The 15,916-nt window shown below is 47.6% G+C and carries 9 protein-coding genes; 5 read left to right on the forward strand and 4 right to left on the reverse strand.

Annotated features, from left to right (window positions below; all coding sequences use genetic code 11):
• Window positions 1–22: 22 nt before the first annotated feature.
• The 3 genes from AAAT87_RS02060 to AAAT87_RS02070 form a co-directional block, all read right to left on the reverse strand.
• A complete protein-coding gene (locus AAAT87_RS02060; RefSeq protein WP_427865795.1) occupies window positions 23–733 on the reverse strand; it encodes an ABC transporter permease in 711 nt (236 codons plus the stop codon).
• A 160-nt stretch (window positions 734–893) separates the two neighbouring features.
• Window positions 894–2,297, reverse strand: coding sequence for a polyamine ABC transporter ATP-binding protein (locus tag AAAT87_RS02065; RefSeq protein WP_295024823.1), 1,404 nt, complete (start codon window positions 2,295–2,297; stop codon window positions 894–896).
• Window positions 2,298–2,430: 133 nt separating this feature from the next.
• A complete protein-coding gene (locus AAAT87_RS02070) occupies window positions 2,431–2,973 on the reverse strand; it encodes a hypothetical protein (protein ID WP_349225473.1) in 543 nt (180 codons plus the stop codon).
• Window positions 2,974–3,275: 302 nt separating this feature from the next.
• Here AAAT87_RS02070 and AAAT87_RS02075 point away from each other — a divergent pair, with 302 nt between their 5' ends.
• On the forward strand, window positions 3,276–3,941 hold the full coding sequence (locus tag AAAT87_RS02075) for a SprT-like domain-containing protein (protein WP_349225474.1): 666 nt from the start codon (window positions 3,276–3,278) through the stop codon (window positions 3,939–3,941).
• Between the two features lie 66 nt (window positions 3,942–4,007).
• The gene (locus tag AAAT87_RS02080; RefSeq protein ID WP_089544716.1) at window positions 4,008–4,511 is read left to right on the forward strand and encodes a thioredoxin fold domain-containing protein; all 504 of its coding nucleotides are present in this window, start codon (window positions 4,008–4,010) and stop codon (window positions 4,509–4,511) included.
• A gap of 129 nt (window positions 4,512–4,640) precedes the next feature.
• Here the strand turns inward: AAAT87_RS02080 and AAAT87_RS02085 are convergent, their stop codons facing one another.
• Window positions 4,641–6,779, reverse strand: coding sequence for a M3 family metallopeptidase (locus tag AAAT87_RS02085; RefSeq protein ID WP_296973123.1), 2,139 nt, complete (start codon window positions 6,777–6,779; stop codon window positions 4,641–4,643).
• Between the two features lie 415 nt (window positions 6,780–7,194).
• On the opposite strand from AAAT87_RS02085, the gene AAAT87_RS02090 reads away from it, so the two are divergent.
• The 3 genes from AAAT87_RS02090 (at window position 7,195) to AAAT87_RS02100 (ending at window position 15,891) form a co-directional block, all read left to right on the forward strand.
• Window positions 7,195–11,235, forward strand: a complete 4,041-nt coding sequence (locus AAAT87_RS02090; protein WP_349225504.1) for a hybrid sensor histidine kinase/response regulator transcription factor — start codon at window positions 7,195–7,197, stop codon at window positions 11,233–11,235.
• A gap of 237 nt (window positions 11,236–11,472) precedes the next feature.
• Entirely contained in the window at window positions 11,473–12,687 is a 1,215-nt protein-coding gene (locus AAAT87_RS02095; protein WP_349225475.1) for a glycoside hydrolase family 5 protein, read from the forward strand.
• Between the two features lie 27 nt (window positions 12,688–12,714).
• The gene (locus AAAT87_RS02100; protein WP_349225476.1) at window positions 12,715–15,891 is read left to right on the forward strand and encodes a SusC/RagA family TonB-linked outer membrane protein; all 3,177 of its coding nucleotides are present in this window, start codon (window positions 12,715–12,717) and stop codon (window positions 15,889–15,891) included.
• Window positions 15,892–15,916 lie beyond the last annotated feature (25 nt).

Genomic DNA, 15,916 nt, shown 5'->3' on the forward strand with positions numbered 1-15,916 from the left:
TCCCTGGTAAATAGTGAATTCATCATCTGATACCTCCTTCCTGTTTACTGCCGTCGCCGGCGATGAGTGTTGATGCACCGATGAGGAAGAGCATGATGAGCGAGAGGGCTGCACCATAGTTCCACATCGAATTGTTGATATTCTCCTGGATGGTGGTACCGAAGAGCTTGATGTTGTTCATCGTGAGCAACTCTGAGATGGCGAAGGTTGAGATGGTTGGCATGAACACCATCAGGATTCCGCTTGCCACGCCCGGCATCGACAGAGGCAGTATCACCTTATAGAACTGTTGCCAAGGCGATGCGCCCAGGTCTTCGGCTGCCTCGATATAACTGCGGTCCATCTTCTGGAGGGTGTTGTAGATTGGATAGATCATGAAGGGGATGAAGTTATATACCATACCGAACAGCAGTGCTCCCTCGCCCAGTGGCAGGTCGGCGAAATCGAAGAGTGCCACGGTAGCGAGTGTTCTCACCAGGATGTTCACCCACATGGGCAGGATGAAGAGCATCACGATGGTATTGGCATACTTCATCTTGGTCTGCGTGAGTATATACGCTGCCGGATAGCCCAGCAGGATACAGAGCAGGGTGTTGAGAAAGGCGATTCCGATGGAATACACAAAGGTATTGATGGCTTCGGGATGCGCCAGGAATTTCTGGAAATTATAGAGCGTGATGTGACCATACTCATCGGTGAATGCGAAGAACACGATGAGCAGCAAGGGGAGCATCACGAAAATTGCCGCGAAGATGGCGTATGGAATCGACCAACTCTGTCGCGAAGAGATAAACTTAATGAGTTTCAATTTCTGATCTACAATTTTATAATTTAATAAGTAATCACTAATTTCTTTCTTCTTTTTCGAATAATAGGAAAACTTCTTTTCGAATTTACTGGAATCTGATATTCTTTCGAGGAATGGTGATTGCTACGTGGTCGCCCAGATCCCATACATCCTGTGTATCCACATAGAGCTTCTCGCCCCAGTCGGTGTCGATGGTCAGGTGATAGTGGTCGCCCTTGTAAAGGATGAAGCTGATGTCGCCCGTAAAGGTTCCTTCGCTCTCGTTGTCGAAGAGTTCGATCTTTCCGAAATCCACGTTGACATTAATCACTTCCTTGCCGTCTTCATCGGTATGAATCAGATTCTTCTTATCCTCCGGAATCTCTATCTGGTATTCGCAGCCCAGGAACTCGATGGTGCCGTCTCCATTCACCTTTGCTTCGAAGGTATTGGTGGTGCGCTCCTTCTTCATAATGTGGATGTTGTCGGGAATCACGCTCATGCCGATGCTCTGTCCCACCTCGAAATGCTTGTAGTTCTGAATCAGGAATTCGCAACCCTTGTCGCTTTCGGCAAGCATCTCGTAGTGTACGCCCTTGAAGATGGATGAGGTAATCTTGCCGACAAACTGGGCGTGCTCTGTGTCGGTGCTCACCTCGATATCTTCCGGTCTAATCACTACATCTACCTCCTGGTTGCATCCGAACCCCTTATCCACACAAGGAATCTCCGATCCGGCAACCTTTACCAGACAGTCGTGGATCATCGTTCCGCAGAGGATGTTGCTCTCGCCGATGAAATCTGCCACAAACGAATTGGCTGGCTCGTTGTAGATATCGGTAGGCGTTCCTATCTGTTGGATTTCTCCCTCGCTCATCACCACGATGGTGTCGCTCAGGGTCAATGCTTCTTCCTGGTCGTGGGTAACATAAACGAAGGTGATTCCCAGACGGTCGTGCATCTCCTTCAACTCCAGCTGCATGTCTTTTCTCATCTTGAGGTCGAGTGCTGCCAGCGGTTCATCGAGTAGGAGTACTTCCGGCTCGTTGACGATGGCACGGGCGATGGCGATACGCTGCTGCTGTCCACCCGAAAGCGAGTTCACGTCGCGATATTCGTAATCACTCATGTTCACCATTTTCAGGGCACGCTTCACCTTGGGTATGATCTGGTCTTTCGGCGTGTCCTTGAGTTTCAAGCCGAAAGCGATGTTGTCAAATACATTGAGGTGAGGAAACAGGGCGTATTTCTGAAACACCGTGTTCACGTTTCGTTTGTAGGGTGGCAGGTTGGTAATGTCGTTGCCGCTGATGGTTATCACGCCTTCTGTGGCTGTTTCGAATCCTGCCAAGAGTCTCAGAAGAGTAGTTTTTCCGCATCCCGAGGGACCGAGAATGGTCATGAATTCACCCTTTCTCACAAAGAGATTAATGTTGTTGAGGGCTGTTTTCTCGCCGAATCTTTTCGACACATTTTGTATGTCAATGATGTGCTGTGCAGTCTTGTTCATTTTATCGTTTAAATTTGGCTGCAAAGTTACTCATTTTCGACAAGAAAATGCTATAAAAATACAAAAAAATAGTCTCTGCAAGTTACAATCCTGTTGCAGAGGCTAAAAAAGTTTGATATGGAGATACAGAAGTCTAAGCTTCTGCATATTTATTCGTAATATATGCAAGAGGGGCTGCGTTGTTATGCAAGGAATGTGCCTCGCCCATCTTCTTAAGGAGTATGGTAAGCTGTTCTATGCTTCTGTCGAAGTCATAGTTCTTCCATCTTGCCTTGAAGAAGAAACTCTTTGGAATGGCCAGATAGCTTTCAGCGTTCTTCCAGAAGAGTACAGAGTTTGTATTTGTGTTAATCTGCTGGCAGTCTGCATAGTTGATCACGTAGATATTCTTGTTGCTGCCAATGCATTGTGGGATATAGACGATGCGTCTGTTGGTGATAACCAGTCCCTCTGTTCGGTTGTTCCAGATAGAAGTATCGCGAGCCAGCAGGATAATCTCGTCCTGTCTCAACTTGAAGTTCTCTCTAAACATCTCCTCTACTTTGCCAGGAATGTCTAGGATGAAGCAATCTGCATCATTACTCTGATGAATGATCGAAACATCGCCATAGCGATGAGCGCGTACGCCTTCTTCGAAAAGCTTCATACAATGAAAATCGTAATCGTATCGTTCCATAAGTTCTTCGTTAAAGATTATAAGTCATTTTATCATATTTCTAATAATTGTATTTGCAATAACATCTGTCTTCTGCTAAGTACCAATCATTTACTCTTTCTTGCCTCTCGTATAATATCTTTTTTAAAATAGCCGAGTGCAACGTCTCTTTGGCTGCAAATTTAAGGAAAAAAACGATAGGTTGCAAATTTTTAAGGGATTATTTTCAAAAAAGAAGGGAAATGAAACAAATTGAACCAGTTTGAACCAGTTTTTAGTGATTTGTTTTTGTTTTATGAGCAAAATGCTGTACCTTTGCCGCTATGATTGTAACAGTAGAATGGATGGAAGAGTGGTTTCGGCGTTTCGACCACGACTACTTCGGCGGCAAACTGCCCGTTCCGGAGTTGGGGCTGACCCGTGCCAAGACCCGCCTGGGACAGCTTGCCTACAAGCGTGCCACTCGCTGGGGGCGCACCAAACTCTATGATTTCAAGCTTTCCATGAGTACGTATTACGATATGACCGACCGGCAGGCAAAGAGTGTCCTGCTCCACGAGATGATTCACTACATCATCGGCTTTACCGGTTTGAAGGATACGGCTCCTCACGGCATCGTGTTCAGGGGGATGATGGATAATCTGAACAGGAAATACGGTTGGGATATCCGGGTGATGACTTCCACCAAGGGCTGGAAGGTGAGTGAGTGGGCAGAGGAGAGGCAGAAGGCAAAGGGACCGCAAACCTATCTGATGCTTGCCATCGAAATGCAGGATGGCAAGCATTATCTTTCGCGTGTGAATCCCAGCTTTGCCCGTCGCATCGAATCGAAACTGGCTCTGGTTCGCGAGCTCCGTTCTCATCGCTGGTACACCACCCAGGAGCCTTATTTTGAGGATTATCCGCAGGTGAGAAGTCTTCGGGGCAGACGAATCTCGAAATCCGATTTCGAAAAGCTTCGGAATGTGTTGACTCCATTCGAAATGTAAGTCCTGCGATGTATGATTGATAAAATGTATTGTATATAAATGAATTAGAAAAAATAGAGATATCGTATGAAAAGAATGATTACCATTGCCTTCATGATGACGGTTGTCGTGATGATGGCGCATGCTCAGGGAGCATTGAAGAGAGTGTATAATGAGACTATCGACCCGATGACTCAGATAGACGAGGGATTGCAGAAGGCGAAGGCTGAGGGCAAGTTTGTGATTTGTCAGGTGGGTGGCAACTGGTGCCCATGGTGCCTGCGCTTTGCCGATTTCGTAGAGAAGGATACGGCGGTGAACAAGGCGGTGAACGATAACTTCGTGTATCTTCACGTGAATTACAATCCTCGCAAGAAGGAAGGCGATGCTTCTGTTGAGAAGGCTGCGCAGCTGATGAAGCGATTGAATTATCCTCAGCGTTTCGGTTTCCCAGTCTTCGTGGTTCTGGACGAGAATGGAAATGTACTCCATATCCAGGATTCCAGCTTCCTGGAGCAGGGCAAGGGCTACGATGAGCAGAAGACACTCCGATTCCTGAAGAACTGGACTCCTAAAGCGGTGAAGCAGTAAGGACGAAAAAATATAAAATAGAAAAGCAGTTAAGCTGCAGTTTTGAATAAAAAAGCTCCACATACCCAAAAGGGCGTGTGGAGCTTTTTATCATTATATGTCTTTTACATTTTTCCTTTTATGCGTCTTTTACAATCCTCTTGCCTTTAGGAAACCAGAGGCATCAGGTTCCTTCATACCCGTGAAATCGGTGAACATTTCCATCTGGTCCTTGGTATTACCACGGCTCAGAACCTTATCACGGAATGCCTGACCGATAGCTGGATCCAAGGCACCATGCTTGGCAAAGTAATCGGCTACATTCACGGCGAGCACCTCTGTCCAGAGATAGCTGTAGTAACCGGCAGCATAACCGCCACCCCATACGTGATTGAAATAGGTGGTAGAGTAGCGAGGAGGAATCTGGGAATTGAGCAGACCCACATTATTGAGGGCTTCCTTCTCGAAGGCACTTGCCATATATGGAGATGGAATCTCGTCTGGCGTCAACTCGTGCCAAGCCAGATCAAGGCAGGTAGCTGCAAGGTTCTCCCCCAAAGCATAGGCTGGCTGGAAGTTGATGCTCTTCAGCATGCGCTCCTTCAAGTCTGCTGGCATCGCTGCACCGGTCTCAGTGTGACGGGCGTAGTGATCGAAGATTTCTGGGATGCTGGCAAATGACTCGTTAAACTGTGATGGCATTTCCACGAAGTCGCGAGCCACTGCTGTGCCCGAAAGGGTATTGTAACCGCACTTTGACAACATGCCGTGGAGAGCGTGACCGAACTCATGGAACATGGTGCAAACCTCATCCCATGTAATCAGGGTAGGCTGACCCTCAGGAGCCTTGGCATTGTTGCATACATTATAGATAATAGGCAACTGTCCCCACTTGTCGCTCTGCTTGGCGAAGGCACTCATCCAGGCACCTCCACGCTTGGTAGGGCGACGGAAGTAGTCGCTGTAGAAGAGGGCGATAGGCTTGCCGCTCTTGTCGCTTACCTCGAATACTTTCATGTCAGGATGATAGGTAGGAATGTCCTTGCGCTGCTTGAAGTTCAGACCATATACACGATGAGCAGCATAGAATACACCATTTATCTGAACGCTATCCACATTGAAGTAAGGCTTGATTTCATCGTCAGAGATATTGAGCATCTCCTTCTTCATCTTGGCAGAATAGTAGAAGCGGTCGTATGGCTGGAGCTTGAAGTCCTTGCCCTCGCTCTTCTGTGCGTAAGCTTCGATTTCGCGGGTCTCGGCATCTGCCTTAGGAGCGTATTCCTTGATGAGGCTCTGCAGGAAGTTGTTTACGTTCTTGGCAGTCTTTGCCATCGTCTTCTCCAGTGAATAGTCAGCATAGGTGCTGTAGCCCATCAACTGTCCCTTCTCGGCACGGAGCTTGGCAATCTCGGTTACGATAGGGAAGGTGTTGAACATAGGGTCGGTACCGTCGGCACGGTGGATGCTTGCCATGTAAACCTTGCGGCGGAGCTCACGGTTCTGGAGATTGGTGAGGATAGCCTGCTGGGTAGTGTTCACGATGACGATGCAGTATGGAGCCTTGTTGCCCAGGCTTTCTGCATCTTTTTTGCACTGTGCGATGTCGGCGTCGCTGAGTCCGGCAAGTTCTTCCTTGCTGTTCACCCAAACCACAGAGTTGTTGGTAGCTGCAGGAAGAAGATTGCCAAACTGCTCCTGGAGGTCTGAGATGCGTGTGTTGATTTGCTTCATGCGCTCCATTTTCTCTGGAGAGAGCAGGGCACCTGAGCGGACGAAGCCTTTGTAGATGACTTCGGTGAGTTGCTTGTCTTCGCCCTTGAGCTTGTTGTACTCATGGTCGTAAACGTATTTGATACGTTCGAAGAGTTTCTGATTGAATGAAATCTCGTTGTCGAGGTCGGTGAGCAAAGGCATCACTTTCTTCTGAGCCTCTGCGATTCCAGGAGTCTTGTGTGCGCTGGTAAGACCGAAGAACACATTGGAAACACGATCCAGCAACATACCGCTGTTCTCGTAAGCGAGGATGGTGTTCTGGAAGGTTGGCTTCTTCTTGTTGCTGATAATCTTCTGGATATTGGCACGCTGTTCCTTGATACCTGCTTCGAAGGCAGGGAGATAGTCGCTCTCCTGAATCTTGCTGAAATCTGGAGCGCCGAAAGGAAGACTGCTCTTTACCAGGAGCGGGTTCTGGCGGTTGCCACCTGCATTCTGGGCAACCGATGAGGTTGGCATCTGCAAGAGTGTTGCAGCCAAACCGAGGGTAAGAAATGTCTTGTTGAAATTCATTTTTATTATTTTTGTATTGATTAGTCCGCCACTCCGATAGGTTTTTCCATATCTTCAAGTGCGAGTTCCACCTCTACATATTCAGATGGCGAATTTGAATACAAAGGTAATTATAATACATCACAATTCTGCATAAACGCAGTGAATTTTACGTTTATTTAGCAACTTGATGAAAACATCGCAGAATAGTTAAATAAGCACAAGATTTCGTCTCTTCTGCCGAATTATCTTTTAAAAACATTACTTTTGCAAAGAATAAAGAATAAAAGAAATAATTGAAATAATAAATGGAATCATCTTCAAAATGAAAAATAAAGGTTTATCATATTTCCTAAGATTGCAGGTTGCTTTCCTGTGGCTCTTGTGCATGGTGTTGTGTTCGCAGCTCCATGCACAGGAACATTTGACCCGCAATATGCTGATGTTGTCGAATCTTAATACGGACAATGGGCTCTCCAGTGCCCGTGTGTATTCGATAGTTGAGGCTGAAGATGGGGCTATGTGGATCAGTACCAAGCGAGGCGTTGACAGGTACAATGGTCAACAGGTACGGAACTATACATTGGCTACGGATATGCAGTTTAGTGATGCCTGTGGCAGAAACATCAAGTTGACTAAGAATAGCCAACAGCATATCTATGCCTATGATAATAAAGGAAAGATCTATATATATAATAAGGTGAAAGACACATTCCAACTCCAGGTCAATCTGCTGAATGTGCTTGGAGAAAGTGTGGTGCTCAATGACTTGTTGGTCGATGACAAGGGATGCTTTTGGATGGCATTGGATAAGGGCGTGTATAGGATGGCTCCTCAATCTATTGCTGGTAGCAAAGACAAAATAGCCCCTAGTTCGCCAAGCAAAGGAAAATACATTCTGAAGAACACGTATGTCAATCATATCCGATTCATAGGTAAACAGTTATTGATAGGTTCTCCTTCGGGAGTCTTCGCCTATTCATCGAATGCAGCCCAGCCTCGATTACTCTTGCGAGGGTATTCCGTTCTTTCGTCTTATCACGACGTGAAGGTTCATCAGATATGGTTAGGAACTTTCCATCGTGGCATTGTCTTGCTCGATGACAGAACCTGGAAGCCATTGTCTTCTCTCGCGCAATTCTCATCCTTGGCTGATATTCCGCTCATCCCTGTTCGTTCCATTATCCCCTACGATGTAGCCACCATCTTGATGGCGGTGGATGGAGCAGGTGTCTATGCCTACGACAAGAAGACCTGTAAGACGAATCTACTTTTGAATACGGATGGCAGACCGGAGAATGTATTGCATGGCAATGGCGTCTATGCCCTTTGCAAGGATCATCTTGGCGACCTTTGGATTGGCTCCTATTCGGGAGGTGTGGATATGGCTATTCCGATGGAGCATACCTTGGAGTTTGTGCGCCATGAGTATCTCAACAGCCAGTCGCTTATCAATAATGGTGTGAACGACGTCATGCAGAGCGTGGATGCACTGGGTCGCAATAGCAAGATATGGTATGCTACCGACAAGGGGGTGAGCATCTATGACGAGCAAACCCAACAGTGGCATCATGCCCTATATAATAAGGTGGTGCTTACCCTTTGTCAGACTGCCGACGGCAAGGTCTTGGCGGGAACCTATGGTGATGGCATCTTTCAGGTTCATGCCGATGGAAGCAGCAGTCGGGCTTACTCTGTGTCGAATGGCAAGTTAAAGACCGACTATGTGTATAGCATATTCAAGGATAGCGAAGGAGGCTTGTGGATAGGTTGTTTGGATGGAGACTTGGTACATATCCCATCATCATTAGAAAAGAATGGAAATGTGGCTAACTCTGTTAACTACTTGCCAATCAATGAAGTTCAGAGTATCGTGGAGTCTCCAGACAAGAAGAGTATTGCAGTGGGAACGTCTCATGGATGTTATCGTATCGACAAGCGAAGCCTTCGTGTCAGTAGATTCTTCTATCCGTCGGAATTTCCAGCTTTCGATTATAATTTCTTTGTCAATGCGATGGCTTTTCAGGATGCACGGCATATCTGGATAGCCACCGATGGAGGAGGCGTGTACCTTTACGATTGGCAGAAGCATCAGGTCAAGAACTATACTATCTCGCAGTCTTTGCCTTCCAACACCGTCTATGCCTTGGTCAAGACTCCAATTGGCAAGGTGTGGATGAGTACCGACAAGGGACTGGCTTTCATCAGTCATGGCAAGGTGACCAATCTCAACTTCTTCAAGGGATTGGAGCGGGAGTACAGGCGTATGGCTGTGGCCCGAATCCAAGACGGGCGAATGATTTTCGGAAGCAATGATGGTGCAGTGGTCTTGACATCCAAGTTTGCCAGGGGATTGAACTACAAAGCTCCTCTTCATATCACGGGTGTTGAGGTGGAAGGAAAGACTTTCGATGAGGCTGACCAACTGGAAGATTGGCATACAGAACTCTTCGGGATGTTGCAGGAAGGCAAGATGAATTTCTCTCATGATGAGAAAACCCTCATCGTGCATTTCGAGAGCATCAACTATCCGTATCAGCATGACATCCAGTATCAGTATTATCTGGAGGGGTACGACCATCAGTGGAGTGTGCCTTCTGCCTACCAGCAGGCTCGTTTTGCCAACTTGCCTCCTGGCAGTTACACCCTGCATGTCAAGGCAATGGGTAGGAGTAACGGACGCATATTGGGAGAATCCACCTTACGCATTCATATCGCCCAACCATGGTGGAACTCTTGGTGGGCATGGATTGTCTATCTCTGTATCTTAGGTTCTCTCGCCTATTTCGGCTGGGATTACTACAGGGAGCGTTTGCATCGCAAGTACTACGATGAAAAGATCAACTTCTTTGTGAATACCGCCCATAACATCCGTACCCCTTTGAGTCTTGTGCTGGCTCCTCTTGCCGATTTGGCGAAGGATGCTACACTGGGCGATAAGAGCCGAAAGTTCTTGGAGATGGCACAGCGTAATGGCGATAAGCTTCTGAAGATGGTGACCGAGTTGCTTGATTTCCAGAAAATAGCCGTAGCGAAGACACAAGTTCGCTTGCAGGAAGTGGAACTGTCTGTCCTCTTGCGTCAGCAGGTGGATAAGTTCCAGATGTCAGCCCAGGAGAAACGTATCAGTCTTCGGTTGGCAACCTGTGGACAGCATACCTTCTCTACCGATCTTTCTATGATGGATTTGATATTCGAGAATCTGCTCTCCAATGCCGTAAAATATACGCAGGTGGGTGGAACCATCACCGTTTCAGCTTCGCTCGATGAGGTTGCCAAGCAAGTCTGCATCCAGGTAAGCGATACCGGCATCGGTATCCCGAAAACCGAGGCCAAGCATATCTTCCAGAGTTTCTTCCGTGCCTCCAATGCGGTCAATTCTCAGGAGATGGGCAGTGGCTTGGGCTTGATGCTCACTCGCCAGCTTGTGCAGAAACTGGGAGGAAAGTTAAAATTCGAGAGCGAGGAAGGCAAGGGAACTGCTTTCTTGGTTGTATTGCCTGATAACGGAAATGTTGATGTTTCCGTTTCTTCCAAGCCAGCAAGTCTGCCGAAAACTTCAGATACCTCCGTGTCTGCCAATGAAAGAATAATATCAGAGGAACCCCTTAAGGACACGCTCCTTTTTGTAGATGACAACGAAGACCTCCGTCAATACATCCGTATGGCTTTCGCCGACCAATATCATGTAGTGGAGGTGGAGAGTGGCGAGGCTGCCTTGAAGTATCTGTCTGAGAATGGTGAGTGTGACATCGTGGTATCCGATGTGATGATGCCGGGTATGCAGGGCGACGAACTCTGCCGTCGCATCAAGGAAAACAAGGAGACCAGTTGGCTGCCTGTCATCCTCCTGACGGCGAAGGCTGGTCGCGATTTCATGATAGAAGGTCTAGACCTTGGAGCAGACGATTATATTGCCAAGCCGTTCGACTCAGCCATCCTTGCCAGCAAGATTGCGAGCATGTTGAAGAACCGTCGCCGTCTGAGTCAATACTATATGGAGCAAAGTATCGCCATCGTAAGAGGAGAGGACTCTGGGCAATCGTCTTCAAAGAGCCTGTTGCCAAGCGAACCTTCTCTGCCATCCGTGGCTTCCGATGAAACGAATAAATCATCTGATGAAGCAAATAAATCATCTGATAAAAAAGAACCGGATTTGGATCCGATGGACCAGTCTTTCGTTGAGAAAGCAACCCGTCTCGTTCTCGATAACCTGAGTGACACCGACTTCACCATCGACCGCCTTTGCCGGGAGATGGCGATGAGCCGTACTCTCTTTTATGGCAAGTTGAAGACTCTGACTGGGCAAGGACCGCAAGACTTCATGCGACTCATCCGTTTGGAGCAGGCTGCCCAGTATCTGAAGCAAGGCGATAGCGTCTTGGATGTCTCCGTGAAGACTGGATTTGTAAACGTAAAGTACTTCAGTACAGTCTTCAAGAAGCATTTCGGGGTGTCACCGAGTAAGTATGAATAAAATGAGCCATGTAAATGGCTGGTAAAGAAAGTAGGATTACTACCTTCTGATATTTAGCTGGTTATATATAAATGTAAGGTTTCAGACCTGGCGATAAGTCAGATTTGAAACCTTTTTTGTTTGCATTCTAACCTGGTTTTTCTCCCTATTCTGTACTTTTGCAGCCGAGTTCTTATAGTAACTCGCAATGAATAAACAATTAAACAGCAACTATAAACTAGGTTTAAAAATTTAATAATGAAAAGGAACTTTTTGAAAATCTGCTTGCTATTTGCAAGTATGTTTACTGCATTTTCTTGCAGTGCTAGTCCTTCGGTGATGGATACGCCAGATGCAAGCGAATCGATTCCTACCGCCCAGCAATGGAACAAGGATGTAGTAGGTTGGAATCTCGGCAATGAATTCGAGTGCTCAGCTCCTGGACAAGATGGTGAGTCGATGCAGATTGGCAACCCTGATGGTTCCATCCATGCAGAGACAGCCTGGGGCAATCCCGTTGTTACCAAGAAGATGATACAAGCCGTGAAGAAGGCAGGTTTCAATGCCATCCGTATTCCAATCCGTTGGCAGTGCCACATTACCAACGCTCAGGCGATGAGCATCGACAAGGTTTGGATAGCCCGTATCAAGGAGGTGGTGGGCTGGTGCCTTGAAAACGGTTTGAAGGTTATCATCAATGTGCATCATGAAAAATGGCTCGAAGGTCGTCCTACCTATCAATATAAGGAAGAAAACTGCCAGAAGCTTGCGCTCCTCTGGATGAATATCGCCTCTGAGTTTGCCAATTATGACAGTCGCTTGGCTTTCGCCGGTACCAATGAGGTTCACATCAGGGACAACTGGGACAAGCCTACTGCCGAGAACCTCGAAGTGCAGAATGCTTACAATCAGATATTCGTGGATATGGTTCGTGCCACAGGCGGCAACAATGCCAAGCGCCACCTCATCTTACAGACTTACGTTTGTAACCCTTGGTTTGGCATCGAGAATGGAGATTTCATCATTCCAAAGGATGCCGAAGGCAATGGCAACAACTATATGAGTGTGGAATTCCACTACTATCAGCCATGGAGCTACGCTGGCGATTGCACCTACGATTACTGGGGTGATGCTTACAAGGATGCAGGCAAGATACCTGCTGAAAACGAGAAGACGATGACGGATTTCTTCGACAAGGCGGTGAATACCTGGAGCAACAAAGGACTGGGTATCGTAATAGGAGAGTGGGGAGTAACCGATCACTATAAGTCAAACTCAGAGAAAGTGCATGAAAACATGACCTACTACTGTAAGTTCTTGACTACGGAGGCTCGCAAACGAGGCTTCTCTACTTTCGTTTGGGACAACAACCACTTCGGCAACGGCTCTGAGAAGTATGGCATCTTCGACCGTTTCAAGAGTATGAAGGTGAATGCTCCTTGGATTCTCGAAGGAATCTTTGGGAAAGAATAATGTTAAACTAAAAACAAGATATCAATTATGAGAAAGAAAACTATGTTTCTCGGCCTGCTCGGTGCAGGTTTGATGTGGATGCCTGCTTCTGCCATTCTCGCTGCCCAGATGAACAATGCTGCGATGAGCGTTCAGCAGAACCAGGACATCAAGGGTACAGTGGTGGATGCCACTGGCGAAACCTTGATTGGCGCTAGCGTGAAGGTGGCTGGTACAACCAACGGTGCCGTTACCGATATGGATGGTAACTTTACGTTGAACTGCAAGCCTGGAGCAACGCTCGAAGTGAGCTACATCGGTTTCAAGACGATGACCGTGAAAGCTGCTAATGGCATGAAAATCACGATGCAAGAGGATGGTAAGGCCTTGAATGAGGTAGTTGTCACCGCCCTCGGTATTAAGCGAGACCGCAAGGCTCTCGGCTATGGCTTGGAGGAAGTGAAGGGTGAGGAACTCACCAAGGCAAAGGAAACCAACGTCATCAACTCTCTTTCTGGTAAGGTGGCTGGTCTCGTTGTGCAGAACACCGCTGGCGGTGCTTCTGGTTCTACCCGCGTGCTTCTTCGTGGTAATACAGAAATGGCAGGCAACAACCAGCCTCTCTACGTGGTGGATGGTGTGCCTTTGGATAATACCAACTTTGGCAGTGCTGGTGAAGCTGGTGGTTATGACCTCGGTGATGGTATCTCTGCCATCAATCCTGACGACATCGAGACGATGACCGTATTGAAAGGTCCTGCTGCCTCTGCCCTCTATGGTAGCCGTGCTTCCCACGGTGTTATCTTGATTACGACCAAGAAGGCGGAGAAGGATAAGATTTCCGTGGAGTACAATGGTTCTTATACTGTCGATACCCAGTTGGCTAAGTGGGACGACATCCAGGAGATATATGGCGCTGGCTACAATGGCGAGCTTCCTAATTCGAGCACTTCTGGTACGAACTCAAGTTGGGGACCTAAGGCCGATGACTTCATGTTCAAGTATTTCGATGGCGAGGAGCGTCCTTTCCTGATGCACCCTAACAACGCCTCCGATTTCTTCCGCACAGGTTTCACCGCCCAGAACTCTGCCATCCTCTCAGTTAATTCCGGTAAGACGGGTATGCGTTTCTCTGTTACCGATATGCGCAACAAAGACATCCTGCCTAACACCAATATGAGTCGTGACAACTTCAACCTCCGTGTGAATACCTCTGCAGGTCCTGTTGACTTCGACTTCACCGCCAACTATACTCGTGAGAAGGTGAAGAACCGTCCTGCCCTTGGTGACTCTCAGAGCAATGTAGGTAAGAACCTCATGACCCTGGCGGGTACCTACGACCAGGCTTGGTTGAAGCACTATGAGGATGCCGACGGCAACTACTCCAACTGGAATGGTAACGACCAGTATAACAAGAATCCATACTGGGATCTCTACAAGAACAGCAATACATCCGACAAGGATGTGTTCCGTTTTACGGGTAAGGCCATCTGGAACATCGACAAGCACCTCAAACTGCAGGGTACCATCGGTACCGACATCAACAGCATGAACTTCGAGGACTTCATCGCCAAGACAACTCCTGGAACTCCTGCCGGAAAGCTTACCGACCAAATCTTCAACAACCGCACACTCAACGCCGAGATACTCGCCCTCTACAATAACTCATGGGGCGACTTCGATGTCAACGCTACCGCTGGTGGTAACATCTTCAAGGTGAACAACAAGACCACTACCAACATCGGTCTCAACCAGCAGATGAATGGCATCCAGAACATCATGAACTATCAGGAACAGAACACTCGCGAGAGCATGTACAAGAAACAGATCAGCTCTCTCTATGCCAGTGCAAGCCTCGGCTACAAACATACTTACTATCTGGAGGGAACTCTCCGTGGAGATAAGTCTTCTACGCTCCCTTCTGGCAATAATACATATATTTATCCTTCTGTATCTGGTAGCTTGGTTTTCTCCGAGTTTATCAAGAACAAGAAGTTAATCAATTATGGTAAGATTCGCGCATCTTGGGCAAAGGTAGGTAGCGATACCGATCCATATCTGTTGGCACTCAACTATACCACGGGCAAGTACAGCTACGCGGGTTATACCATCGGTATGATAGCCAACTCAACACAGCCAAACAAGGATTTGAAGCCTACAATGACAGGTTCTTACGAGGTAGGTTTGGAGATGAAGTTCTTCAACGGGCGCTTGGGCTTGGATGCCACCTATTACAACCAGAACTCCAAGAACCAGATTTTGAGTTTGGCTTCAACCACCACCTCTGGCTATGCTTACCGCCTCATCAATGCCGGTGAGATTCAGAACCAGGGTGTCGAGATTGCCCTCAATGCCCGTGCCTTGCAGATCAAGGACTTCGCTTGGGACTTGGGTGTCAACTTCTCGAAGAATACCAACAAGGTGAAGTCGCTCACCGATGGCATGGACTACTTCGAGTTGGCGAAGGCATACTGGTGCGGTGTTTCTGTAGGTGCCAAGGTAGGTGAGAACTATGGAGCTATCCGTGGACACGACTTCCTCTACAACGACAAGGGTCAGGTGGTTGTCGATGCAGCTACTGGTCTTCCAAAGATTGACCAGAAGATCAAGACCATCGGCAACTCTACTTGGGACTGGACAGGTGGTTTCTACTCAACCTTCAGCTACAAGAACTTCCGCCTCTCTGCTGCATTCGATGTGAAGGTAGGTGCCGACATCTACTCTATGTCTATGCGTTCTGCATACCAGACTGGTAAGGCAAAGGGAACATTGGCAGGTCGTGAGGATTGGTACACTTCTGAGGAGGCTCGCAAGGCTTCGGGTATGGACCTTGCCGCATGGCGTGAGTCTGGCAACTGCAAGGGACTCGTAGTGGATGGTGTTATCGACAATGGTGATGGTACTTATCGCAAGAACGACATCGCCGTGAACCCTGAAGATTACTGGAAGCATGTGGCAAATGGCGTGCAGAGTGCCTTCGTTTACGACAACTCTTACGTGAAGTGTCGTGAGATTACTTTCGGCTATACCTTCCCAGAGAGCATCCTGGGCAAGTATGTCAAGGGCTTGACCGTATCCTTCGTGGCTCGTAACCCATTCATTGTTTGGAAGAACATTCCTAACATCGACCCAGACTCCAGCTACAATACTTCAGGTCTCGGTCTGGAATATGGTTCCCTGCCATCTCGCAAGAGTTATGGTTTGAACGTGAACGTGAAGTTCTAATCTCGAAAAAATAGAATCAATTTCT

The sequence above is a fragment of the Segatella sinensis genome, from assembly GCF_040095255.1.
Classification (GTDB): Bacteria; Bacteroidota; Bacteroidia; order Bacteroidales; family Bacteroidaceae; genus Prevotella; species Prevotella sinensis.